Source organism: Bacillus sp. CECT 9360, from assembly GCF_918741275.1.
GTDB lineage: Bacteria > Bacillota > Bacilli > Bacillales > DSM-1321 > Peribacillus.
Window position 1 is genome coordinate 32832 of record NZ_CAKKNA010000014.1, and the last position, 23637, is coordinate 56468.

The following is a 23637-nucleotide window of genomic DNA, read 5'->3' on the forward strand; positions in this document are numbered from 1 at the left end:
TTTCTAAGATAAAAAGTTTTACTATCTTAGAAAAAATGCTCTGTTATAAAATGTTTTTGATAAATACAATTTTTGGTTCATTCGTGTGAAACCAGGGTTTCACACGCCTTTCAGCTCTGCTGAAAGGTAGCTCCCCCTCCATGAAACGAAAGAGAAAGCGAGCTTTCTCCAATCGTTTCATGGAGGGGGAGCAAAATGATCCAAAAATCAACAGAGATATTTAACATAGATAAAAAAAGCAGGAACCCTTTAAAAAGGATTCCTGCTTTCCATCGTTGCTGCGAAATTACTTCGCTGCGCTATAACGTTTTGAAACCTCATCCCAATTTACAACATTCCAGAAGGAGTTGATGTACTCAGGACGGCGGTTTTGAAAGTTTAAATAGTAAGCATGCTCCCAAACGTCTAATCCAAGAACTGGAGTTTTACCTTCCATTAATGGTGAATCTTGGTTTGGTGTGCTTGTTACTTCCAATTCGCCATTGTTGACAACAAGCCACGCCCAGCCAGAACCGAAGCGAGTGGTAGCCGCTTTTGCAAATGCTTCTTTAAAGCTGTCAAAGCTGCCGAATTTAGAATTGATCGCGTCACCCAATGCACCAGTTGGCTGTCCGCCTCCGTTTGGAGAAAGAAGCTGCCAGAATAAAGAGTGGTTTGCGTGACCGCCACCATTGTTGCGTACAGCTGTACGAGCGGATTCAGGAACTGCATCCAGGTTAGCGATAACTTCTTCTACGCTTTTGCCAAGAAGCTCGTTATTGCCTTCTAATGCAGCGTTTAAATTGGTAACATACGTGTTGTGATGTTTCGTGTGGTGAATGTTCATCGTTTCTTTATCGATATTTGGTTCCAATGCATCGTACGCGTAAGGTAATTGTGGAAGTTCGAATGCCATAATAAATTCCTCCTAATATGTAATTAAATTTTTACAGGCTTTAGAAGCATGGAGAATTCCCTAATTTTTCTAAAGCTCGTTAGCACTAGGTTATCAAAGATTGACGTCGGTTTCAAACGTTATGCTCTCCAATAGTTGTTTTCGTAACTCCTTGAAAAGGAAAGTGAAATGACTATAGGACAACGAGTAAGAAGTAACCGACCATAAAGATCTGGATAATCGCTTTTGTTACGACACTGCTGATAAATCCAATCACTGACCCGAACCCGATTTTTGAAGCAGTTATCACGTCCCTCTTATGGACGAGCACCTCAGCTAGAATCGCTCCAACAAATGGTCCAATTATAATTCCGAATCCCGGAATAACAAACGGACCGACCAAAATCCCGATGGTGCTTCCCCATATCCCGGCCTTTGAACCGCCATATTTCTTAACTCCGATCATGTTAGCGACGTAATCTGCCACAAATAGTAAAATAACTAGCAAGATTTGAATGGTCCAGAACAACCAGCTGAAATGATCAAACGTAAAGAGAAATCCATACAACAAAATTCCTCCAAAAATGAACAAAACGCTTGGAATGATCGGAAACACAAGCCCGACAAAACCGACTATGAACATGATTGCGATTAATACCCAATAAATAGTTTCCAATCTGTTTTCCCTCTCCGCTTCTTGTTTCTTTCTATGAACTGCTACCTGCTTTATACGTGCTAGATAATAAAAAGTTTCACTTAAGGTTAACATCCCCAATTTCACTGTTTCATAAAACTACAATTATTGACGTTCCCCTATAATGGCTGCAGCAATGTTAACTGCATGATCCCGAATTGCCCTGAAACTCAAGACCAAATCTGCTGTCCTATCCGGTCCGTTCGGCGTTTGCGTACTCAACAGCATCTTTTCCATGTGGGTTCCCTGTAGGGTTCTTTTTTGGGTCCCCTTCGCAACGGCATCTTTAGCCGAATCAAGATCATAATGGTCAAAAGCAATGATGGCCAGTTCGAACGTATCGATACTGTTTTGGAACATTTCTTTTATGTCAGACACAATCATTTCAGGTAAATATGTTTTAGTTGTGATTTGATATTCGGCAATTTCCATGATCTTTTCAAAATGATTTCCGATTATTTCAATATCCTGCCTTGCATTCTTGAGCATAGAATATTTATTGGATTCCGCTTTCGATAAATCTTTAGCGGCTAAGCGTGTCAGATACCCTGCAATTTTCCCATCAAGGTTGTTCATGACTCCATCGAACTGTGAAGCTGCCTCTCTATGTTTATTCTGGTTCGACAACAGATATTGGAGCGACTCCTTTAAGCCTCTCACCGTAATATAGCCCATCTTAAGAATTTCTTCCTTGGCCTGTCCCAATGCTATCGATGACGATTGCTCGATCAATGAAGGATCTAACGACTCATCTGATGGCATAAGCTTTGTTACAGCCTTAGCCAACACTGAAATAAAAGGTAATTTATCCACACACTTCAACCCCTTGTATTTTAGAAAGAAATTCTATTCGCCAAAATTCACTCTTTTCCATTATGATAAAAAAGTGAAATTTATGTAAAGGAATTTGCCCAAAAATTAATCTAAGCTTAATATTTCAAAGTACAAAAGGTTGTTTTCTTCATTAGTGACCGATAAAATAAAGGGAATGATTTTTTTGTAAAAGGTGTTGTGGATATTGAATATTTTCAAGCAATTGATTGTAAGTTTGTATTCCCCGAGAGACATTGCTACATTTCGCAATCAGGGAATCGGAAAAACCATCGCTTTTGTTTTTCTGCTGACTCTCATTTCAATCATTCCGCCGGCTTACTATTTTAGTACAGCTCTACAAAGCGGAATTCATGCATTTCAAGAAACGGTCAAAGAGGATCTGCCTCCCTTTGAGATCAAAAATGGTACGCTAACCTCTGAAGCGGACGAGCCAATCGTCGTAAACAAAGCTGGTTTCCAAATTATATTAGATGATACCGGTGAGTGGACGAGCAGCAATATCGCCAATCAAACTGAAAATGGAGTAGGCCTATTAAAAAATGAAGTGGTTTTTGTGACTGCTGGCCAAGCCCAATCAAACTCCTATTCAATTTTAGATGGGTTTTCGATCACAAGTGAAGAACTCAATGATTATCTGGAGACGGTTGATTCCAGTTTAGTCATCGTTCTTCCCGTTCTTATCGCCATGATGTATTTGTTCGCAGCGGCCGTCAACTTTCTTAAGATTTCGTTTTTGGCGTTGTTTGGCCTCTCTTTTAAAAACAGTTTGAATAAGAATATTTCGTATCGTCATAGTTGGAGGTTGACAGCCTATGCCATCGTACTGCCGACTTTCTTCTTTGCCATCATGGATGCATTCCAGGCTCCGGTTCCATTCGGGATCCTAATCAGCTGGTTCGTGACATTGGTCATGCTTTATCTCTCTATTAAGGAAATACCTGAGAGCGAAGAAGCAAAATAGAGTCATATGAGAGCTTGGACATGATTTTAGTCCAAGCTTTTTAATTTATGCCGAATATTAGGCATAATCCAAACACTCCCCCATATATTGTAGTAATACAAGCTTGAGGAGTTGGAAAAAAATGAAACGATTGCTGCTTTTTCTTACCTTATGTTTCATTGGATTCATTATTTATTTTGATTTAACGACAGGCACCCTGCCGGCGTCGGGAGTCAAGGCAGGCGAATATTCGATACAACCTGAAAAATCATCCGTCCCATATACAGAGGTGATGATTAACCCGGGCGATACGCTGCTTACGATCAGTGAAAAAGAAGAAGACGGCCTGACCGTTTCTATAGAAATGTTAATCCGCGATTTCCAGGAATTAAATAACGGGTTGAATCCGGAGGAAATGCAAATCGGGGAAACCTATAAAATTCCGGTGTACGACAAACAAAAGGGCTCGTCGCAATAAAGTGAAACTTCCATCGGTGGGGGTTTTGTTCATCCCCACCGATGGTTAGTTGACACCAATCGGACTTTTACGGGCAGTTGCTCCCCCGCTTAACCTTGTTTTTCCATCCAAGTTTTGAAGTGGGGTCTTACTGCCCGTTAAAGCGGGATAAATTCTATTGCTTGTCAATTAGCTTCTAACATTGATACAATAATGAGTGAATCATGAAAAATAATGATCCGAATTGAAATCTGATTTTTTCCAAAAGGAGAGAATTCCACTTGAGTGAAATTATACATCGTACCAAAACGCGCCCCGTTAAAGTCGGCAATTTAACAATTGGGGGAAGTAACGAGGTAGTCGTTCAAAGTATGACGACTACGAAGACACACGACGTCGAAGCTACAGTCGCCGAAATCCTGCGGCTGGAAGAAGCAGGCTGCCAGATTGTCCGTGTTGCTTGTCCGGACGAGAGGGCCGCTGACGCAATTCCTGAGATTAAAAAACGCATTAATATTCCGCTTGTTGTAGATATTCACTTTGATTACAAGCTTGCTTTGAAGGCAATTGAAGGGGGCGCGGACAAAATCCGCATCAACCCGGGAAATATCGGTCGCCGTGAAAAGGTTGAAGCTGTTGTCAAAGCGGCAAAAGCAAAAGGGATCCCGATTCGAATCGGGGTTAATGCCGGTTCTTTGGAAAAGCGCATTATCGAAAAATATGGTTATCCTACGGCTGACGGCATGGTAGAAAGTGCTTTGCACCATATTAAAATCCTGGAAGACCTTGATTTTCACGATATTATCGTTTCCATGAAGGCATCAGATGTTAATTTAGCCATCGAAGCATATGAAAAAGCGGCCCAAGCTTTTGATTATCCGCTTCATCTGGGCATCACTGAATCAGGAACACTTTTTTCCGGTACCGTGAAGAGTGCGGCCGGTCTCGGGGTAATTTTAAGCAAAGGTATCGGAAACACGATCCGTATATCCCTCAGTGCCGATCCTGTCGAGGAAGTAAAGGTAGCGCGTGAATTGCTGAAATCATTCGGTCTTGCTTCTAATATGGCCACATTGATTTCATGCCCGACATGCGGCAGAATCGAAATCGACTTGATCAGTATTGCAAACGAAGTTGAAGAATATATTCAAACCGTAAAAGCGCCAATCAAGGTTTCCGTTCTGGGCTGTGCGGTTAACGGTCCTGGGGAGGCTAGGGAAGCCGATATCGGTATTGCTGGGGCTCGCGGTGAAGGATTGTTGTTCCGTAAAGGTCAAATCGTCAGAAAAGTTCCCGAAGAAACAATGGTTGAGGAGCTCAAAAAAGAAATCGATAAAATTGCCGAAGAATATTATGAGAAGCAAAAAAGCGAGCAAACCCCAATTTTATAATAAAAATGAAAAACGCTTGGATTCATGAACTGAATCCAAGCATTTTTGTGCCCTATTATTTAAAATTGGTGAGCCTTGTGTGCGGTAGTTATTTCCAACTGCTAAAAAAACGGGAGAATAAAGATCCCGACGATAATGGAAACGGCTCCGACACCGATAGCCCAAGCGCCAAGAGTGTTTGCTCCCCGTCTTCGTGCAACGAACCCCAGCACAATTCCCGCGGCTCCGAGCAAAATTGGCATGATAAAAAGGGAAAGCACAGACAAAGCTAATCCAGAAAGACCAAATGTGGTTCCTGAATTTCTTACTTCAGATTCGTTTTCACCATCTGAACCAGCCGTATCACTTCTATTCAAACGCTGTGGTACCGCCAACTCTGCGGAAGTCTCTTCATGATACCTGTTATCGTCATTCAGGCTGCTGATTGACTCCGGAGTTGTCGTTTCGAATTGAAGGCTGTCAAAGTCGCCGGTGACGTTAGGACTACGGTAAACGTCATCTGACTCACTTTTTCGCGCGGTTTCCATTTCATCATCCAAACTGGAATAACTGTTATGGTTATCGTCCAACACGCATCCCTCGCTTTTTAAAAGATAGGAGCATTTATAGTGTATGTGGTTTCTGCGAAAATCCACTTGAAAAAGGTTTCATTTCATGGATAGTATTTCTTAATTATTACTCACATAAAAGGAGAAAACAATGAGAAGACGCTTTGGCATTGACATAGATGGAACGGTGACCCGTCCCGACACAATGATTCCTTTTTTAAATAAAGCTTTTCAATTAAACCTGGCGTATGAAGATATTACGGAGTACGACTTAAATCCGTTCATCAATATTTCCCAGGAAGCTTTCGCAGAATGGTTCGCCGAACATGAACCGATTATTTACTCGGAATCACAGCTATCGAAAGGAGCCAAAGAAACACTTTCAGAATGGGTCGAAAAAGCGGATTTATACTTTATTAGCGCCCGGCACCATGACCTTTTGGAAGTCACGGAAAGCTGGTTTCATCAGCATGGAATCCTCTTTAATCATATCGAATTAACCGGGTCTCATGATAAAGTTGAAACAGCCAAAAAATTCGGGGTTGATCTTTTCTTTGAAGATAAACATGACAACGCCGTTGCGATTGCCACGGAATGCAATATTCCAGTCATCTTATTCGACACACCATACAACCGGCAGCCGATTCCCGAACAAGTCATCCGTGTCAACAACTGGGCTGAGGCTAAGAAGTGGGTCGATCGATGGTTGGGTGAAAAATAAAATTATGGATAAGTCTAAGACAAGTGCAATGGCCCTTGTAAATAAGGAACTTCACTAAAATCGGCCACGTCCTATGGCAAACATAATTCTGGTGTTTGGTAATAAATCTCCGAGTTTGGATAATAAATACCTCAGTTCGGATAATAAAATCGGAGTTTGGATAATAAATCTCGAGTTCGGATAATAAACCCCGCGTAGTGGACATTTTATAAAATTAATAAAGTTTTACTTTCTTTAATTATAAGGCTCTGTTAAATTCCATTGTTGATTTTCAAATGGTCATGGAATCTACTCGCTTTCCGCGGACGAACTGGCAAGCCTCCTCACTCGTACCTCGCTGCGGGGTCTTGCCAGCCCGTTTTTCCGCAGGAGTCTCGCAGATTCCCTTCCCAAAAACAACATTATCGTTTAACAGAGCCAATTATAAAAAAAGGCTGTTTTCCCATTCAGGAAAAGACAGCCTTTTTTTCAAAGTCTTTATGAAACCTTGCACTCGGGGCAGCGGCCGTAAATTTCAAACTTATGGCCGGAGACATCGTATTCCTGCAAACTTTCCTCCAAGCCGCCCATTGGACATGTTTCAATTTCCTTCGTCTTGCCGCAGCCCATACAAATGAAGTGATGATGGTGGCTCTCGTGGCTGCAAGTAAAGCGGAAATGCTTTTCACCAGCAAGTTCCGTCATCTCAAATATTTCATGCTCTACAAAAAGAGAAAGGTTTCGATAAATCGTATCAAAGCTCAAACCTGGATAATCGTCTTTCATGGATTCCAGAACTTCCTTAGCTGTTAAATATTTATTGCTCGCTGAAAAGAGCTGAAGCATTTCCTCGCGTTTTCCGGTATGCTTAAAACCCTTCTCTTTCAACAACTGCATCGCTGTTTCCACATTCATTCAAATCACCCGCCTTACGAAATTCTTGCTTTCATTTTATCGACCAGAATCGAAACGATCAGCAATCCAACCGCGATCATGACAATTGTTCCGCCTGGAGCCAAGTCTAAGTAGTAAGATAAGAACAATCCGCCAATAACCGAAATCTCTCCAAACAAAATGGAATAGAATATCGTTTGTTTAAACCCTTTCGCAAAGCGGAGGCTTGCGGCAACAGGAAGAGTCATCAAAGCCGAAACAAGTAAAATGCCAACCACCCTCATCGAAGCGGATATCACCAATGCAACCATGATAATGAATATAAAATGAATCCATTTTGATGGGATTCCCGAAGCTTTAGCATGTTCTTCGTCAAAGGATAACAGAAATAATTCCTTATATAAAAAGATGATCGTGAGAACGACAATCACGCAGACTGAAATAATCACCCACAAATCATTGCGGCTGACAGCGCTGACACTGCCGAATAAATATCCGTATAAGTCGGCATTAAAGCCGTCCGCGATCGATATGAAGATTACACTTAATCCAATCCCGCCCGAAAGAATGATTGGAATCGCGAGCTCCTGGTAATGCTTATACACATTTCTCAGCCGCTCGATAAACAGCGAGCCAATAACCGAGAATACCATACCCATATACAGGGGATTCATTCCCGCCAAAGCCAGGAATCTTTTTTCAAGCAACAGGCTGAACGCTATCCCAGCCAGTGTCACATGACTAAGCGCATCGGCTATAAGAGACATTCGACGTACTACCACAAACACGCCCAATAAAGGAGCAAGCGCACCGATGATGATCCCTGTCAGAAAAGCATTTTGCAAAAATTCAAACTGAAATATACCAGAAAGCATGGGGCCCACCTATCCTCCAAAACATTAGTGATTATGACTTAACAGCTGTACGCCGTGACCATATATAGATGAAAGCTCCTTGTCATTTAAGGATTGGTATTCATCGGCGTTTCCATGAAAATGAAGCCTTTTATTTAGACAGGCAACATGGGTAACCTTCTCCGTCACTGTTCCTACGTCATGCGTGACAAGAATAAGGGTAATCCCCATTTCTTTATTTAGCATTTCCAGCATTTCGTAAAATTGTTGGACATGCTTTGAATCCACCCCTACAGTAGGTTCGTCTAAAATCAACAACCGGGGTTCGCTGACCAATGCCCTGGCGATGAAAACCCGCTGCTGCTGGCCGCCAGATAGTTCACCGATATTCCGATCTTTGAACTCAAGCATTTCCACTGAATCCAAAACCTCTAGCACCTTTTGTTTATGTTCTTTTTTTGGAAATGTAAACAAACCGATTTTTTTGGTCAATCCGCTTTGGACCACTTCAAAAACGGTAGCAGGAAACCCGGAATTAAACGAATTGGCTTTTTGTGAAACAAAACCGATTTTTTGCCATTGTTTAAATTGGCGGATGTCCTCGCCAAATAACTGAATTTTTCCCTTTTGCACCTTTAACAACCCCAGAATCAATTTAAACAATGTTGATTTTCCGGAGCCGTTAGGGCCTACCAGCGCAAGAAAAGCCCCATCAGGTACTTTTAAAGAGACCTGTTCGAGGACGCTGGTTTTAGCATATTTATACGATAAATCTTCAACCTCAATAATCGGTGCTTTCATTTTATCTCCCAAAGGAATCACCCTTTTTTAAGAATCATTACGATTTACAAACTGTAGTATAAAGCAAACGCGACTCAATGTAAAGGATACGAATTTACTGAATTATTTTGTTCACTTGTTCATCGCTGCTTCATATCTTAGAGGCAGGAGGGATTGTATGAAGTTATTTGAAATGATGATTAACCATAAAGTGAATACCATCACGCCTGATGAACTTCTAGGCTTGGCCCGTCAATATAATGTGAAGCTGACAAAAGACCAGGCGAAGATTATTTGTAAGGTTGTAGCTGGAAAGAATATCAATGTCTTCAATACGGTTGAACGGCAAAAGGCAATCAAACAGGTTGCCGATCAAACGGGATTCGCCACCGCTAACGAACTGGAGACCATCTTCCAGAAGCTGACCGCTAATTTGAAATAATGGAAAAGGGACAGCCAAACCGTTTAGGAACCAAGACTGCGTGAGAAAAATGACCTCATACATGTCTCGGCATTCCTATACGTTTTTTACTGTCCCTTTCAATTTCAGGCCATGATCTTATCAAGTAAATTATCATCAAACGCTTTATTCTTGAGCATTTCAATTTCAAATAAATAGGGAGGTTTCCTATTTTTCTTATCTTCCCCGACATATGGGGTTTCAAGGATCTTTGGAATATTCTCAAGCTGCGGGTGATGCACGATATAGCTTAATGCTTCGAATCCGATATGGCCAAAGCCGATATTCTCGTGGCGGTCTTTTCGCATTCCGACAGCGTTTTTACTGTCATTGATATGAAGAACTTTAATCCGGTCAATGCCGACAATCTTATCAAATTCATTCAAGACACCATCAAAATCCCGGGCAATGTTATAGCCTGCATCATGGGTATGGCATGTGTCAAAACAAACGGACAGCTTGTCGCTCAAGTTTACCCCATCCATGATCATCGCAAGCTCTTCAAAATTCTTTCCGCATTCTGAACCTTTTCCTGCCATTGTTTCAAGGGCAATCTGTACTTGCTGGTCTTCCGTCAAGACCTCATTCAAGCCTTCGACAATCTTCTTAATTCCCACTTCCGTGCCTTCGCCGACATGGGCTCCCGGATGAAGGACGATCTGCTTCGCTCCGAGTGCTTCTGTCCGTTCGATTTCACTTCGAAGGAATCTGACGCCCAACTCAAACGTTGCAGGGTTTACTGCATTTCCGATATTAATGATATATGGCGCGTGGACGACAATTTCATCGATTCCATTTAGCTCCATATGGCTTCTGCCTGCTTCTATATTCAAATCTTCAATCTTTTTCCGTCTTGTATTCTGCGGCGCCCCCGTATAAATCATAAACGTATTCGCTCCGTAGGAAACGGCTTCCTTGCTTGAGCCCAGGAGCATATCTTTTCCGCTCATGGACACATGTGAACCAATTTTCAACATATCTCGTATTCCCCCCCGTCTTATTTCTTTTTCTGAACGCGGCGCTGACGCTTTTTATAGTCTTCTACTTCGCGCTGCATTTTCTTTTTATAACCCGGTTTTACTTTTGTCGGTTTTTTGACATGGCTTTTGGCCATTGTATCCATTTCGTTTCCTTGTCTTTTGCGGTTTTTCCGCTTGTTCCGTTCATCAATCTCGACCCACTCGCCTTTATCGATGTCTATATTCTTAAATGTGATACCCATCTTTTCCAAACGGTTCAAAGCATCCTCATCCGATGTTTCATAAATGCTTGCTGCAATTCCCGAGTAACCCGCACGCGCCGTTCTGCCTGTTCTGTGCACATAAAAGTCAAGATCGGTCGGCAATTCAAAATTGATGACATGGCTGACGCCTTCGATATCAATACCTCTGGAAGCCAAATCTGTAGCTACAATATACTGATACTCCAGGCTATTAATTTGCTTCATCATTTTCTTGCGGTCACGCGGACTCAGGTCGCCATGTATCCTACCAACCCGAAGTCCTTGTTCAATCAAGCTATCTGCGACTTCGTCCGCCATTTTCTTTGTGTTTGTAAACACGATGGCTAGAAATGGATTATATTTAACGATTATATCGTGCAGCAGTTGTTTCTTATTCCGATGGCGGAGCGGTACCAATACATGCTCGATTTTCTCGGCAACTACCTTCTTCGGATCGACTTGGATGTGCTTAGGATTATCCATGTATTTTTTCAAAAACGGCTTGAGCTTTTCCGGAATGGTCGCGGAAAAGACAAGCATCTGAATATTCTGGGCCATTCTTGACGCAAACTTGTCGACATCCTCAATAAATCCCATATCAAGCATAAGGTCAGCTTCATCGACTACAAGCATGGTCGCTGAGAAAACATGGAGCGCCTGTTCATCAATAAGGTCTTTGATTCGACCCGGTGTGCCAATGACAAGCTGAGGCTGGGTTTTTAATTTATCAATCGTACGCTGCTTGTCTGTACCGCCAACAAGCAAACGAATCTGGATAGGGGATTCAGCAGGGAAATGCTCAGCGATCTTTTGCGCTTCCTGGTAGAGTTGAGTCGCAAGCTCTCTTGTCGGCGCGCTGACAATTGCCTGCACTTCTTCATTACCGGGAATGATCTTATTCATGATTGGCAGCAAGTAGGAATGTGTTTTACCCGTCCCTGTTTGCGATTGCCCAATCAGACTTGTCCCTTTTAAAATGGAAGGAATGACTCTTTCCTGAATTTCAGTCGGTTTATCAAAACCTAACGCTTTCACCGCGTCTATAATATAGCTTTGCAGCTTAAATCTTTCAAAATTATTTTGCTCCATCAGAAAACTCCTTTAATTAAATTCCGCGAACTTTTTACATGTCCTGTTATTATAATGAATGCAAGAAAATAAAACTACCCTTCCTATCTTATCGTCTTTCGATTAAGTACACAACCTATGTCGTGAATGGCTCAAACCTTTTCGTGAATCATGCATAATCTATTATGTATATAGCTTATGAAAGGAGGAAAAGTATGCCCCCAGGAAGAAATAGTGGCCCAGGGAGAAACTTTGGAATGTGGCCTCAAAATGGGCCCGGAATGAGGAATCAGCAACAAGTTAGGGGCGGCCCTTTTTCAGGCAGGCCCCCGATGCAACATCAACCGGCGGCGGGAGGGGGGACCCAACAAAAAGGGGTTGGCGGATTGATTTCAAAAATACTGGGCAAATCAAAGCAGCAAAGTCCCCCTCCCTCTTCTTATTTCAGCCGCCCTTCAGCCCCTGTGGAGCCGATAAAAAGTACCGCCTCGCTTACATCAGTGCTTGCCAACACTCAAAAAGTACTTTCAGCGGCAGAGCAAATCGGTCCTATGGTCCATCAATATGGGCCGATCATCAAAAACCTGCCGGCGATGTGGAAAATGTACCGCAGCATGAAAGATACGGAAAATACGGAAGAAGCTGAAGATGAGAATACTGAGACAACAGAGGAAAAATTAGCAGAACCAGTTGAGACAGAAGTTAAAACAGTGGTCAAGGAAGAGAAATCCTCGCATTTGGAAATAAAGGATGAACAAATCGTCCCAAAAACAAAGAAGCGAGAACGCATTTCCCAGCCGAAGCTTTATATTTGAATTTCGTATGACCCGAATGCAGCTGCAGTTGCATTCTTTTTTAGTTGAAGGTACCTCTGTCTTTAATGGAATCCGAAACTGGCTACGTACCGCCGCAAATCAGCTACAATATTACCTAAACTGGCTACATCCTGCCCAAATCGGCTACAAAAATGAAATTCCCGCTACGAAATCCGGCACTGGCTACAAAATCGAGATTCTCGCTACAAAAGTACCTAAACCGGCTACATTCTGCCCCAAATCCGCTACAAAAATGAAATTCCCGCTACGAAATCCGGTACTGGCTACAGAATCGAGATTCTCGCTACAAAAGTATCTAAACCAGCTACATTCTACCCCAAATCCGCTACAAAAATGAAATTCCCGCTACGAAATCCGGCACTGGCTACAAAATCGTGATTCCCGCTACATAAGTACCTAAACCGGCTACATTCTACCCCAAATCCGCTACAAAAATGAAATTCCTGCTACGAAATCCGGCACCGGCTACAAAATCGAGATTCCCGCTACATAAGTACCTAAACCGGCTACATTCTACCCCAAATCCGCTACAAAAATGAAATTCCTGCTACGAAATCCGGCACTGGCTACAAAATCGAGATTCCCGCTTCAAAAGTACCTAAACCGGCTACATTCTACCCCAAATCCGCTACGAAATTCGAAACTGGCTACTAAATCGAAATTCCCGCTACGAAATCTTAATCCGCAATGTTTCCTTCTAGTGATCGCGGAGTATTCCCAGCAGGACGATACTTTTTGTAATATTGGCCGGCGTCTTATATAATATAGTGTAGCAGGCATGAAGATTCCTTTGCCGCTTAAAGGAGGAACACGATGAAGGTTATTAAAATATCACCGCGCGGTTATTGCTATGGGGTTGTCGATGCGATGGTCATCGCCCGAAATGCCGCTTTAGATAAGACTTTGCCACGCCCGATTTACATCCTGGGCATGATTGTCCATAACAAGCATGTGACTGACGCTTTTGAAGAAGAAGGCATCATCACCTTGGATGGAACAAACCGTAAAGAAATCCTGGAAAAAGTAGATGGCGGAACCGTTATTTTCACTGCCCACGGAGTTTCCCCCGAAGTAAGAGAACTGGCTAAAACAAAAGGGCTGGTTTCCATTGACGCAACATGTCCCGATGTTACAGCTACTCATAATTTAATTAACGAAAAAAAAGAGCAAGGCTATCAGATTATATATATTGGTAAAAAAGGTCATCCTGAGCCGGAAGGTGCTGTCGGAGTAGCACCAGATATCGTTCATCTTGTTGAAACGATTGACGATGTTAATGCCCTTACAGTGAAAAGCGACCGGATCATTGTCACCAACCAGACAACCATGAGCCAATGGGATGTTATAGACATCGTCGAAAAGGTTAAGGAAAAATATCCGCATGTCGAGGTACACAAGGAAATTTGCCTTGCGACCCAGGTTCGGCAGGAAGCTGTTGCCAAGCAAGCAGGTGAAGCAGATGTCCTGATTGTAGTAGGCGACCCGAAAAGCAATAATTCAAACCGGCTCGCACAAGTTTCCAAGGAAATTGCCGGAACCAAAGCTTATCGAATTGCCGACATCTCTGAATTACAGCTGGACTGGCTAAAGAATGCGGAAACAGTCGCCGTAACCGCTGGAGCTTCGACGCCGACACCGATTACGAAAGAAGTTATTGCATTCATTGATCAGTTCAATCCTGAAGATGAGTCCACATGGGCAACTGAGAAGAAAGTTCCTCTAAATAAGATCCTTCCTAAAGTGAAGGCCAAAGCTTAAGTGTTGCAGGCATGTCAGCATGCCTGCTTTTGTTATATTCGGTTTAAATCACGTTAAGAGTCCTGCTGACGGTATCACAAAAATGTAAACGGATCGGTATTCAACTCCGAAGCGATAAATTCCACTTCAAATTTCCTCTCTTCACACAGCGTTGCCAAAATCCCGGCTACACCCTTTTTCATGACCTTTTCGACGTTATGGCCCGGATCGATGATATTCAATCCCATCATCATTGCATCATGGGCCGTATGATAATACATGTCTCCTGTGACGTAAACATCGGCTCCCTTAAACTTCGCTTGTGTAAAATATTTATTTCCGTCCCCGCCGAGAACGGCTACCTTTTTAATCTTGCTGTCCAGATCGCCAACCACCCTCACCGTCTTCACATCGAGAGCATTTTTCACATGCCCGGCAAACTGCTTTAATGTCATCTCTTCGTTTAAGGTTCCGATTCTTCCTAAACCTAAAGAATCTCGTTTGTTTTCGAGCCGATAAATATCATAAGCGGGCTCTTCGTAAGGGTGGGCCTTGATCATAGCGGCTAAAAGTTTCTTTTCGATTTCTTCAGGAAAAATCGTTTCCATTCTGATTTCGTTCACGCTTTCAAGCTGTCCCTGAGTACCAATTGCCGGGTTGGTATGTTCTCCTGGAAGAAAGCGGCCGACACCTTCCGTGGAAAATGTGCAATGGCTGTAATTGCCGATATGGCCTGCTCCGGCATGACCGAGCGCTTCCCTTACTTTTCGTTCTTCACTTTTTGGCACATAAACGACCAACTTTTTGTAAGAAGACTGATAGGTAGGAACAAGTACTTCCGTGTTTTGTAGCTGCAAGGCTTCCGCAAGTAAATCGTTCACACCGCCTCTCACAACATCCAGATTCGTATGCGCCACATATACAGCGATGTCATGCTTAATCAGCTTCTCAATAATCCTGCCGCCCGGTACATCCGTCATGATTTTCTTTAATGGTCTGTAGATGAGAGGGTGATGCGCAATAATAAGTTGAATCCCGTTCTCGATTGCTTCGTCAACGACTTCCTCTAACACATCCAGGGCAATCATTACCTTAGACACAGGCTTGTTCAGCCTGCCGACCTGAAGTCCGATCGGGTCTCCATCCATCGCGAAGCTTTTGGGTGAAAACTGTTCAAACAAACTGATAATCTCTTCTCCATTTGGCACCTTCATGGCTGCAGCGCCTCCTCAACTATTTGTATTTTCTTTAAAAGCGCTGACTGCTTCATTTCCACTTCAGGATTTTCCCCTTTTTCTATAAGCTGCTTAAGAATACTTTCCCAATGTGTTTTCTCCTGAGTCCATTTCTTTACAAACGCACTGTTTTGCTCATCTTTAAGAAAAGGCCCCAAGAGCATGTCTGACTCCCTGTTTTCCGAATAAGGGCGAAGCGATTCGCCTTTTTCCGCGATTAATATTTCGTAAATCTTTTCGTCTTCTTCCAAAATTTCTTCTTCTATCAGTTCCCAGCCGTTTTCAATAAGCCACATGCGAATGGTGAACGCCCCCACATTCGGCTGAAGGATCAGCCGATTTACTTTCGCGAGCTTGTCTTTGCCTTTATCGAGAATGGTTGAAATAAGGGTACCGCCCATTCCCGCTATCGTTATGCAGGTTGCTTCATCGGGCTTGAGAATTTCAAGGCCATCTCCTTTGCGGACGTCAATGATATCCTGCAGCTCCGTTTGCACAACCTGCTGTTTAGCTGACTGAAAAGGCCCCTCAGCGACCTCACCGGCAATCGCCTGGACCGCCAGACCTTTCAGAACGGCATAACAGGGCAAATAGGCATGATCTGAGCCTATATCCGCCAAAATACAATCTTTCGTTATATGGGCCGCAACGCGCTCTAGGCGCCTTGATAATTTTTCATGGTTCATCTAATTCATCTCGCTTACTATTTATGTTCAGTCTCGCCTTTAGTATAACAAAACCGTTCCTGCGTTATTAAATCAACGAATCCGGAAATACAAAATGGCTGAGATCCCACCTGAGACCTCAGCCATTCCTCTAAACCATTACTCTAAGCCATGTATGAATTCAGCCATGGCATCAAGGCTTCCTTCTTCAACAAGGCCAGCCGGCATAGCGCCTTTACCATTTTGAATCGTCGTTTTAACTTCATCAAGAGATAAGCGCTCCCCTACACCTTTCAATGCAGGTCCGGCACCGCCCTGGTATTGGTCACCATGACATGTGATACAAGACTGTTGATAGATCTCCTCCGGATTAGCCGAAGCCTTTTCTTCAGTTGCCGCTTTCCCTCCGCCTTCTTGTTCCTTGGCAAGATCCTTAGCATCTCCCAAACCTTTAAAAGCAAGCATAAACATAAGTCCGATTCCGAAAACTGCGATAAGTAAAAATGGAATAAGCGGGTTGCGATTCATAGATTTACCTCCCTTATGTAACCTAAAAAGCCAATAAAAAGAATATACAAACAAGTTATATTCTACTTGAAAAAGCTTTCAAGGAAAAGCCTAAACTATAAGATATTTGTCATTTTTTTAATTTTTACAGTTTTTAAAAACAAATTTCGCCCAGAATATTCTTTACTTTCAAAATATATTGTATAATTTAGCTATGAAATAAAGGATGACTACAATGCCCAAATAGCCTGCAACTGAGAAATAAACCATCGACAGCCTTTTTCCTGTATATACCCATATTCCGCAATGACAAAGCAAAAAGAAATATAAAACACCAATCCGGTCTGGAGCTAACTGCTCGATAGCAAAGACGGTGGCCAGTAGAAAAAGAAAGGCAGCCCCAATCAGCGGGATATGATACGGCCATGACCTTTTGGAAAAAAAGAAAGCAGCATACACCAACGCCATGATCGAAAAAATGGATAAACCAATTTGCATTCCGAATGGCAATTGAGTAAAATGATTCAAAAACAGCGTTAACAAGAATATGAAGGCTACGATCAGGTAAGGAATCACTCTTTTACTTTTTGTTTGATATTGTTGCGGCACTTCCTCTCCTTCACTGTAAAGGGCTAGCAGAAAGTCGCAATATTGTTCAGGGAGCAAACGGCTGTTTTTCCAATACAGTATTTCTTGTATGATGATTTTCTTGCGATTTTCATCCATATCACGCACATCCCGGCAAACATTTTTCTTTTTGTTAATTCTTATCTGCAAAAAAGGAACCAATCAAAGGCAGATCAGCAACGGAAGTGAGTGGCAATCCAACTTGCGAATTGCCTGATCCATCCATTCAGTTACCATGCTGCCTAAGTTGATTCCTGTTTGATTATTCTAAGAAGTCTTTAAGCCTTTTGCTTCGGCTTGGATGTCTGAGTTTGCGCAGCGCTTTCGCTTCTATTTGCCGGATACGTTCTCGGGTGACGCCAAAAACTTTCCCGACTTCTTCAAGAGTACGGGTACGGCCGTCATCCAGGCCAAAGCGGAGGCGAAGCACATTTTCTTCCCGGTCTGTCAGCGTATCAAGAACATCTTCAAGCTGTTCCTTTAAAAGCTCATAAGCTGCATGCTCGGAAGGAGAGGTTGCATCCTGATCTTCGATGAAGTCTCCTAGATGAGAATCGTCTTCTTCCCCGATAGGTGTTTCCAAGGAAACCGGTTCCTGGGCAATCTTGAGGATTTCCCTTACCTTATCGGGCGTTAAGTCCATATCTTCAGCGATTTCTTCAGGAGAAGGTTCACGGCCAAGATCCTGAAGCAATTGCCTTTGGACACGGATTAATTTATTGATGGTTTCCACCATATGAACCGGAATACGAATCGTTCTTGCCTGGTCAGCAATCGCACGGGTGATCGCCTGACGGATCCACCACGTAGCATACGTACTGAATTTAAATCCTTTACGGTGATCAAATTTCTCAACGGCCTTGATAAGCCCCATATTGCCTTCCTGGATTAAATCTAGGAAAAGCATACCCCGGCCGACATAGCGTTTTGCGATGCTAACAACGAGGCGAAGGTTTGCCTCAGCCAAACGGCGCTTGGCTTCTTCATCGCCCACTTCGATTCGGGTGGCAAGGGATATTTCATCTTCCGCGGATAGCAGATCGACGCGTCCGATTTCCTTTAAATACATCCGCACCGGATCATTTATTTTAACACCTGGCGGGACACTTAAATCGTTTAGGTCGAATTCCTCTTCCTTATTAAGCTGTTGAATGTTTGGATCATCGTCCTCGTCCTCTTCTTCACTTTCAGCGAGAACTTCGACTCCCTGGTCACCCAGGAACTCATAGAATTCATCCATTTGATCTGAATCCAATTCAAAGCTTCCAATTTTCTCCGCAATCTTTTCAATTGTCAGGGATCCTCGTTTTTTCCCAAGTTCCAACAATTGTTCTTTCATTTGGTCCAAATTCAATTCAGTATCAACCTCTTTGGAACGTGCTGGTTTTTCAGCCATGTGTTCCCCTCCTTCCAAAACTTACACTTAAACATGAGCTATAATAATTTTCGTAACTGAATGAGCTCCATGGCAGCTTGTTTTAACTTCTCATGGTCGCTCCTGCGTTCTGCTTCCTTTATTTCCGCCTCTTTTTCCTTTATCTTTAACAATTTTTCATATTTCAACACTTGATTTATATAATCTGTCAGCTCTTTATCCGAAACTTCGGCGTTCACTGACATCATTTCTATCTCAGATACGATTTTGCGTAAGTTCTGATCGGGCAGGTACGTCAGGAACAAGCTTGCATCCGGATCGTGGTCGTCCTCATAGAATGCATATAAATAAGTTATGATTGCCTGATGTTCATCAAGATTAAAAACTGTTCCTTTCATCATTTGGCTGATTTTAAAAGCCGTTTCTTTGCTTTTTAGCATATGGGCGATCAGCTTTATCTCAGCGTTATGATAGGCCGGCTTCAGTTTGTGTTCATATTGTAAAGTAAGGTTTCTATTCATGGTGGGCTGTGGAACATTGCCTTTTTTTCTTTCAGCAAAAAATACCTGTCTTTGCTGCTGTTCCAAAGCATCCAATGAAAGGGAAAACTCGGAAGATATTTGCCTGAGATAATGGTCTCTTTCAACCGCGTTTGGCAAACGTGAAATTTCCTTTAGTATTTCTTCAATATATTGAATGCGTTCTCCTTCATTATTCAGTTTTTTTCCTTTACGCAAATACTGCATTTTAAAAGCCATATACGTTAAACTTGACCCTATTACATCAGAAACGAAGCTCTTTTCACCGTATTTCTTAATGTAGTCATCGGGATCAAGATTATCGGGCATAAGGGCGGCTTTCACTTGAAGGCCAGCTTCACTCAGCATATTGGATGCCCTGTTGGCGGCGGCGAGACCCGCTGAATCGGAATCATAGCATATCAATACATTTTCTGTATTTCTTTTGATTAATTGAATGTGCTGTTCGGTCAATGATGTACCCATTGTCGCAACCGCGTTTTCAACGCCGGCTCGCACAGCCGAAATGCAATCGGCAAACCCCTCAAAAAGAACGATCTGTTCTTTCTTTCGGACATGAGGCCTTGCCAGGTGGAAATTGTATAAAATTTTGCTTTTATTAAAGATCGGCGTTTCGGGACTATTCAAATATTTGGGCTCATCAGTCCCCATCGCTCTTCCCGAAAACGCAATCGTGTTTCCTTGGGTGTCCATAATCGGGAACATGATTCTGTTCCTGAAACGGTCAAAATAAGTCTGATCCCGTTCCCTGAAAATAATCAGCCCCGCTTTTTCCATCGTATCCGCGGCGTATTCCCTTTTGGATAGGAATTTAGAAACAAAATCCCAGGAATCGAGAGAATAACCGATTTGGAATTTCTCGATCGTCTCTTCGGTAAATCCGCGATTAAGCAAATACTCCAGTGCTTCCTGCCCCTCTTTTGTATTTACCAGTAAATGATGGTAAAATTTCTTCAGAAGATCATGAGCTTCGAGCATTTGCCTGGATGATTCCGGTATGTTCGATTTTGCTGCTTCTTTCTGAAATTCGACATCAAGCGGAATATTTCCTTTTTCGGCTAACGCAACGGCCGCTTCAATAAAGCCATAGCCCTCGATATCCATTAAAAAGGTGAAAATGTTTCCCCCGGCCCCACAGCCAAAACAATGAAAAATTTGCTTTTCCGGAGATACTGAGAAGGACGGGCTATTTTCACCATGAAAAGGACAAAGGCCGAAATAATTCCGCCCTTGTTTTTTCAGCTGAACATACTCACCAATCAAGTCGACGATATCTACAGCCTCTCGGATTTGATTAATTTTATCATCTTGAATTCGGGCATTTGTCATGGTTTCACCTTACATTTCCGGTGATGATTTTTTCGGATAATTGTTTTAATTCGATATTGAATTAGATTCTCCTGCATGGTTCGACAAAATTTTTGTAAGATTGATGATGAAATTTACCCTGTCTTGTTTTGTAAAAGCTTTTGGGCCTTTTGTATGCTTGCCCTGTCTACGCAACCTTGCAGATTGGTATCTTATATCCAGAAGAGTGTTAATATTGTCTTCTGTGTATTCCTTTCCCCTCGGTGAAAGTACATAAACGCTCTTACCAATCAGGGTTCCTGCCAATCCAATATCCGCAGTTATAACAACATCACCTTGACTTACAGCATTTGCGATATAGAGGTCTGCCGCTTCTTTATCCGCATCCACATAGACCCAGTATCCTTCATGTTCGTTCATCATGTTTTTATACGACGCAACAAAACAAACCGATACTTCGTGCACTTTTGCACATTGAAGGGTTTCGTCTTTCACTGGACAGGCATCCGCATCCACATAAATCCTCGGCCTATTACTACTCTGTTTAAATTCTACATCTTTCTGCATTATCCTTTTTTTCTCCTTCTAAAGTTTATGGAGATAAAGCGGATTTGTCGAATTATATTTTTGACCTAACCCTTGACTTCTCATCCTTTATAGTTTATTCCTCATTGCTGAAGTCTAAACCTTAAGATTCATTTTTCTCACAATTTTTTATTATAGAATACTTTAATCGATTATGCCATTAAAAAGCTCAGGCCAGAATGTTTTTTTACATATAGGTACAGCGCAATGCTCCTGTAAAAAAGAACTTCAACTAAAATCGGCTACGTCCTGTGGAAAACGTAGTTCTGGTGTTTGGATAATAAATCCTGAGTTTGGATAATAAATCCTGAGTTCGGATGATAAATCAAAGTTTTGATTATAAATCCCGCGTAGTTGGACATTTTTTATTATTTAAAAGAATCAATTTCATAAATTTCACTTTAGCGCCCCAATGGTTCTGAGACGCAAAAAAAGAAGTACTCCCCAAAATGTCGAAATGAGCAAGTTACCACCAAGGTCCATTTTGACATCGTTACGCTAGCTTATAATGCTTCAAAATTAGCTGGTAATCGTATCTATGCTCAGTTAATCTATGTTAGTACTCACTCTTGATTTCCAAACCGGTTGATTTTCGCTGCAGGCGGCGACTCCTCGAAAATGCTACGCATTTTCTCGTGCGGTGTCTATTCGAGGATGATCACTCAACGTCCTGCGGGAAAAGCGTGACCAGGTGAGACCCCGCAGGAGCGAAGCGACGAGGAGGCTCACGGACCGCCCGCGGAAAGCGTCCGCCTGTAGCGGAAATCAACAGCCCCATTCAACACGTACAAACTAAGAAAATTTTTGAGTAACTAATATTCAGTTGGTCTGTGTTTCTTTATAAAAAGGAATTATGAAATTGATTCAAAAAGCTATACTTTCTTTAGTTAATAAAGAAAACTCGCCGATTGGCGAGCCTCATAAAGTGACAATTAAGGAGTTTCATCTATGCAAATAGGAAACATGGTTTATACTTTCCTGTCCGTTAAAAGAGACGGTTCCCTCACATATTGCGGTTTTGAATGATATGAACGATAGTATTGGCTGTCTCTTCTACAGCTTTATTGGTCACATCAATAATTGGACAATCTAATCTTGAAACAATCGATTCGAAATAGGTTAATTCTTCTTTGATCCGCTCCATATTCGCGTATATGGCGTGATCATTCAGCCCAAGCGATTTTAACCGTTCTTTGCGGATATGGTTCAATTTTTCCGGACTGATCTTCAAACCGAAGCACTTTTCAGGCGGAACCAAAAATAATTCTTCAGGCGGCTCAACTTCCGGTACAAGCGGCACATTGGCAACTTTAAAACGCTTATGCGCCAAGTATTGCGAAAGCGGCGTCTTCGAAGTCCGCGAAACTCCTACCAGTACGATATCGGCACGCAGGATGCCCCGCGGATCCCTTCCGTCATCATACTTTACAGCAAACTCAATAGCTTCCACCCGTTTGAAGTAATCATCATCCAGCTGCCTGACCAACCCCGGTTCATTCATTGGAGAGGTCCCAGCCTTTTGCTGAAAGATGTCCACTAAAGGACCAATAATGTCATAGGACAAAATATTTTCTTTCTGGGCCTGTTCCTTCATATACGTCCGGATATTCGGCTTTACAAGCGTATAGGCAATAATTGCATTGTTGAGTTTTGCAAGAGAGATCACTTCATCAACATTTTGCTCATCTTCCACATACGGAATGCGCTTAGTTGAGAAAAGTGAGCCAGCAAACTGGCTTGCCGCAGCTTTTGTAACTAACTCTGCCGTTTCCCCAACCGAATCGGAAACAACATAAATAATTGTACTGTTCATAATTCCCCATCTCCCATGCACGTTCTAAATGCTTTCATCTGCCAGAGCCAAAAATGCTTTCGTAATATTGCTTTTTGTAATTCTTCCGATCACTTCAAATCCTTTATCCGTTTCCTTTACGACGGGCAATGCATCGATTTGCTTTTCAATCAGCTTTTTCGCTACATCAATCACCAAATCTTCCTTCATACACATTGTAATATTGGGCATTCTTGTCATGATAATATTGACTGGGATTGATGACAGTTCCTGCTTTCCAATACTTGCACGAAGCAAATCCTTGCGCGACAAAACACCGACTAGCAACGAATTTTTATCGACAACAAACAGCGTTCCCACGTCCTCAAGAAACATCGCGACAATGGCGTCATATACGGATATCCCTTCGCCTACAACGACGGGAATCGATTGATAGTCTTTCACGAATATTTTCTTCAGGCTGTCTGTAAGAAGCTGCATCCCTGATTTTCCCGTGTAAAAATAACCGACACGGGGTCTCGCATCCAGAAAACCGGACATCGTCAAGATCGCTAAATCCGGCCTTAATGTCGCTCTGGTCAAATTTAACTGGTCGGCGATATGTTCTCCGGTTATTGGTCCGTTGTCCTTAACGATTTGTAAAATATGTTCCTGACGTTTATTTAGTTCCATTTTAAACACCACCCTATTGCTCTAACAGTGAAAAAGTAATATG

Annotated in this window: 25 protein-coding genes; 7 read left to right on the forward strand and 18 right to left on the reverse strand. The window is 42.4% G+C overall.

What is annotated here, in order from left to right:
• Window positions 1-286: 286 nt before the first annotated feature.
• From sodA to LQ216_RS16260, 3 genes are all read right to left on the reverse strand, one after another.
• Window positions 287-895, reverse strand: coding sequence for a superoxide dismutase (sodA, locus tag LQ216_RS16250; RefSeq protein ID WP_230130513.1), 609 nt, complete (start codon window positions 893-895; stop codon window positions 287-289).
• A 172-nt stretch (window positions 896-1067) separates the two neighbouring features.
• Complete coding sequence (locus LQ216_RS16255) at window positions 1068-1550, reverse strand: DUF456 domain-containing protein (RefSeq protein WP_230130514.1); 483 nt, start codon at window positions 1548-1550, stop codon at window positions 1068-1070.
• Between the two features lie 123 nt (window positions 1551-1673).
• Window positions 1674-2381, reverse strand: a complete 708-nt coding sequence (locus LQ216_RS16260) for a hypothetical protein (protein WP_230130515.1) — start codon at window positions 2379-2381, stop codon at window positions 1674-1676.
• A 205-nt stretch (window positions 2382-2586) separates the two neighbouring features.
• Between LQ216_RS16260 and LQ216_RS16265 the strand changes: the two genes are divergently transcribed.
• From LQ216_RS16265 to ispG, 3 genes are all read left to right on the forward strand, one after another.
• Window positions 2587-3363 (forward strand): DUF1189 domain-containing protein, encoded by a 777-nt coding sequence (locus tag LQ216_RS16265; RefSeq protein ID WP_230130516.1) that lies wholly within the window; start codon window positions 2587-2589, stop codon window positions 3361-3363.
• Between the two features lie 121 nt (window positions 3364-3484).
• The gene (locus LQ216_RS16270; protein ID WP_230130517.1) at window positions 3485-3820 is read left to right on the forward strand and encodes a hypothetical protein; all 336 of its coding nucleotides are present in this window, start codon (window positions 3485-3487) and stop codon (window positions 3818-3820) included.
• A gap of 269 nt (window positions 3821-4089) precedes the next feature.
• Window positions 4090-5190, forward strand: a complete 1101-nt coding sequence (gene ispG, locus LQ216_RS16275) for a flavodoxin-dependent (E)-4-hydroxy-3-methylbut-2-enyl-diphosphate synthase (RefSeq protein WP_230130588.1) — start codon at window positions 4090-4092, stop codon at window positions 5188-5190.
• Window positions 5191-5291: 101 nt separating this feature from the next.
• Here the strand turns inward: ispG and LQ216_RS16280 are convergent, their stop codons facing one another.
• Window positions 5292-5759: a DUF308 domain-containing protein gene (locus LQ216_RS16280; RefSeq protein ID WP_230130518.1), complete on the reverse strand. Its 468-nt coding sequence runs from the start codon at window positions 5757-5759 to the stop codon at window positions 5292-5294.
• Between the two features lie 130 nt (window positions 5760-5889).
• Between LQ216_RS16280 and LQ216_RS16285 the strand changes: the two genes are divergently transcribed.
• The gene (locus LQ216_RS16285) at window positions 5890-6459 is read left to right on the forward strand and encodes a hypothetical protein (protein ID WP_230130519.1); all 570 of its coding nucleotides are present in this window, start codon (window positions 5890-5892) and stop codon (window positions 6457-6459) included.
• A gap of 477 nt (window positions 6460-6936) precedes the next feature.
• On the opposite strand, the gene LQ216_RS16290 is transcribed toward LQ216_RS16285, so the two are convergent.
• From LQ216_RS16290 to LQ216_RS16300, 3 genes are read right to left on the reverse strand one after another with little or no spacing between them, the layout of a single operon-like run.
• On the reverse strand, window positions 6937-7353 hold the full coding sequence (locus tag LQ216_RS16290) for a Fur family transcriptional regulator (protein ID WP_230130520.1): 417 nt from the start codon (window positions 7351-7353) through the stop codon (window positions 6937-6939).
• A gap of 14 nt (window positions 7354-7367) precedes the next feature.
• Window positions 7368-8207, reverse strand: coding sequence for a metal ABC transporter permease (locus tag LQ216_RS16295; RefSeq protein WP_230130521.1), 840 nt, complete (start codon window positions 8205-8207; stop codon window positions 7368-7370).
• Window positions 8208-8231: 24 nt separating this feature from the next.
• On the reverse strand, window positions 8232-8987 hold the full coding sequence (locus LQ216_RS16300; protein WP_230130589.1) for a metal ABC transporter ATP-binding protein: 756 nt from the start codon (window positions 8985-8987) through the stop codon (window positions 8232-8234).
• 157 nt (window positions 8988-9144) lie between these two features.
• Between LQ216_RS16300 and LQ216_RS16305 the strand changes: the two genes are divergently transcribed.
• A complete protein-coding gene (locus LQ216_RS16305; RefSeq protein ID WP_230130522.1) occupies window positions 9145-9408 on the forward strand; it encodes a DUF2624 family protein in 264 nt (87 codons plus the stop codon).
• A gap of 104 nt (window positions 9409-9512) precedes the next feature.
• On the opposite strand, the gene LQ216_RS16310 is transcribed toward LQ216_RS16305, so the two are convergent.
• Both LQ216_RS16310 and LQ216_RS16315 read right to left on the reverse strand, forming a co-directional pair.
• Window positions 9513-10403: a deoxyribonuclease IV gene (locus tag LQ216_RS16310; RefSeq protein WP_230130523.1), complete on the reverse strand. Its 891-nt coding sequence runs from the start codon at window positions 10401-10403 to the stop codon at window positions 9513-9515.
• A 20-nt stretch (window positions 10404-10423) separates the two neighbouring features.
• On the reverse strand, window positions 10424-11737 hold the full coding sequence (locus LQ216_RS16315; RefSeq protein ID WP_230130524.1) for a DEAD/DEAH box helicase: 1314 nt from the start codon (window positions 11735-11737) through the stop codon (window positions 10424-10426).
• A gap of 311 nt (window positions 11738-12048) precedes the next feature.
• Between LQ216_RS16315 and LQ216_RS16320 the strand changes: the two genes are divergently transcribed.
• The gene (locus tag LQ216_RS16320) at window positions 12049-12531 is read left to right on the forward strand and encodes a YqfQ family protein (RefSeq protein ID WP_230130525.1); all 483 of its coding nucleotides are present in this window, start codon (window positions 12049-12051) and stop codon (window positions 12529-12531) included.
• Between the two features lie 834 nt (window positions 12532-13365).
• The gene (locus tag LQ216_RS16325; RefSeq protein ID WP_230130526.1) at window positions 13366-14310 is read left to right on the forward strand and encodes a 4-hydroxy-3-methylbut-2-enyl diphosphate reductase; all 945 of its coding nucleotides are present in this window, start codon (window positions 13366-13368) and stop codon (window positions 14308-14310) included.
• 74 nt (window positions 14311-14384) lie between these two features.
• Here the strand turns inward: LQ216_RS16325 and LQ216_RS16330 are convergent, their stop codons facing one another.
• From LQ216_RS16330 to LQ216_RS16370, 9 genes are all read right to left on the reverse strand, one after another.
• A complete protein-coding gene (locus LQ216_RS16330) occupies window positions 14385-15503 on the reverse strand; it encodes a Nif3-like dinuclear metal center hexameric protein (protein ID WP_230130527.1) in 1119 nt (372 codons plus the stop codon).
• Window positions 15500-16210, reverse strand: coding sequence for a tRNA (adenine(22)-N(1))-methyltransferase TrmK (locus LQ216_RS16335; protein ID WP_230130528.1), 711 nt, complete (start codon window positions 16208-16210; stop codon window positions 15500-15502). Before LQ216_RS16335 ends, LQ216_RS16330 begins: the two co-directional genes overlap by 4 nt.
• Before the next feature lie 138 nt (window positions 16211-16348).
• Window positions 16349-16717, reverse strand: coding sequence for a cytochrome c550 (cccA, locus tag LQ216_RS16340; protein WP_230130529.1), 369 nt, complete (start codon window positions 16715-16717; stop codon window positions 16349-16351).
• A gap of 168 nt (window positions 16718-16885) precedes the next feature.
• Window positions 16886-17422, reverse strand: a complete 537-nt coding sequence (locus LQ216_RS16345; RefSeq protein WP_230130530.1) for a hypothetical protein — start codon at window positions 17420-17422, stop codon at window positions 16886-16888.
• 163 nt (window positions 17423-17585) lie between these two features.
• On the reverse strand, window positions 17586-18719 hold the full coding sequence (rpoD, locus tag LQ216_RS16350; RefSeq protein ID WP_230130531.1) for an RNA polymerase sigma factor RpoD: 1134 nt from the start codon (window positions 18717-18719) through the stop codon (window positions 17586-17588).
• Between the two features lie 38 nt (window positions 18720-18757).
• Window positions 18758-20566, reverse strand: coding sequence for a DNA primase (gene dnaG / locus LQ216_RS16355; protein WP_230130532.1), 1809 nt, complete (start codon window positions 20564-20566; stop codon window positions 18758-18760).
• 45 nt (window positions 20567-20611) lie between these two features.
• On the reverse strand, window positions 20612-21112 hold the full coding sequence (locus tag LQ216_RS16360) for a YaiI/YqxD family protein (protein WP_230130533.1): 501 nt from the start codon (window positions 21110-21112) through the stop codon (window positions 20612-20614).
• Between the two features lie 1021 nt (window positions 21113-22133).
• On the reverse strand, window positions 22134-22943 hold the full coding sequence (locus LQ216_RS16365; RefSeq protein ID WP_230130534.1) for a pyruvate, water dikinase regulatory protein: 810 nt from the start codon (window positions 22941-22943) through the stop codon (window positions 22134-22136).
• Between the two features lie 24 nt (window positions 22944-22967).
• Window positions 22968-23603, reverse strand: coding sequence for a helix-turn-helix transcriptional regulator (locus LQ216_RS16370; protein WP_230130590.1), 636 nt, complete (start codon window positions 23601-23603; stop codon window positions 22968-22970).
• Between the last annotated feature and the right edge of the window lie 34 nt (window positions 23604-23637).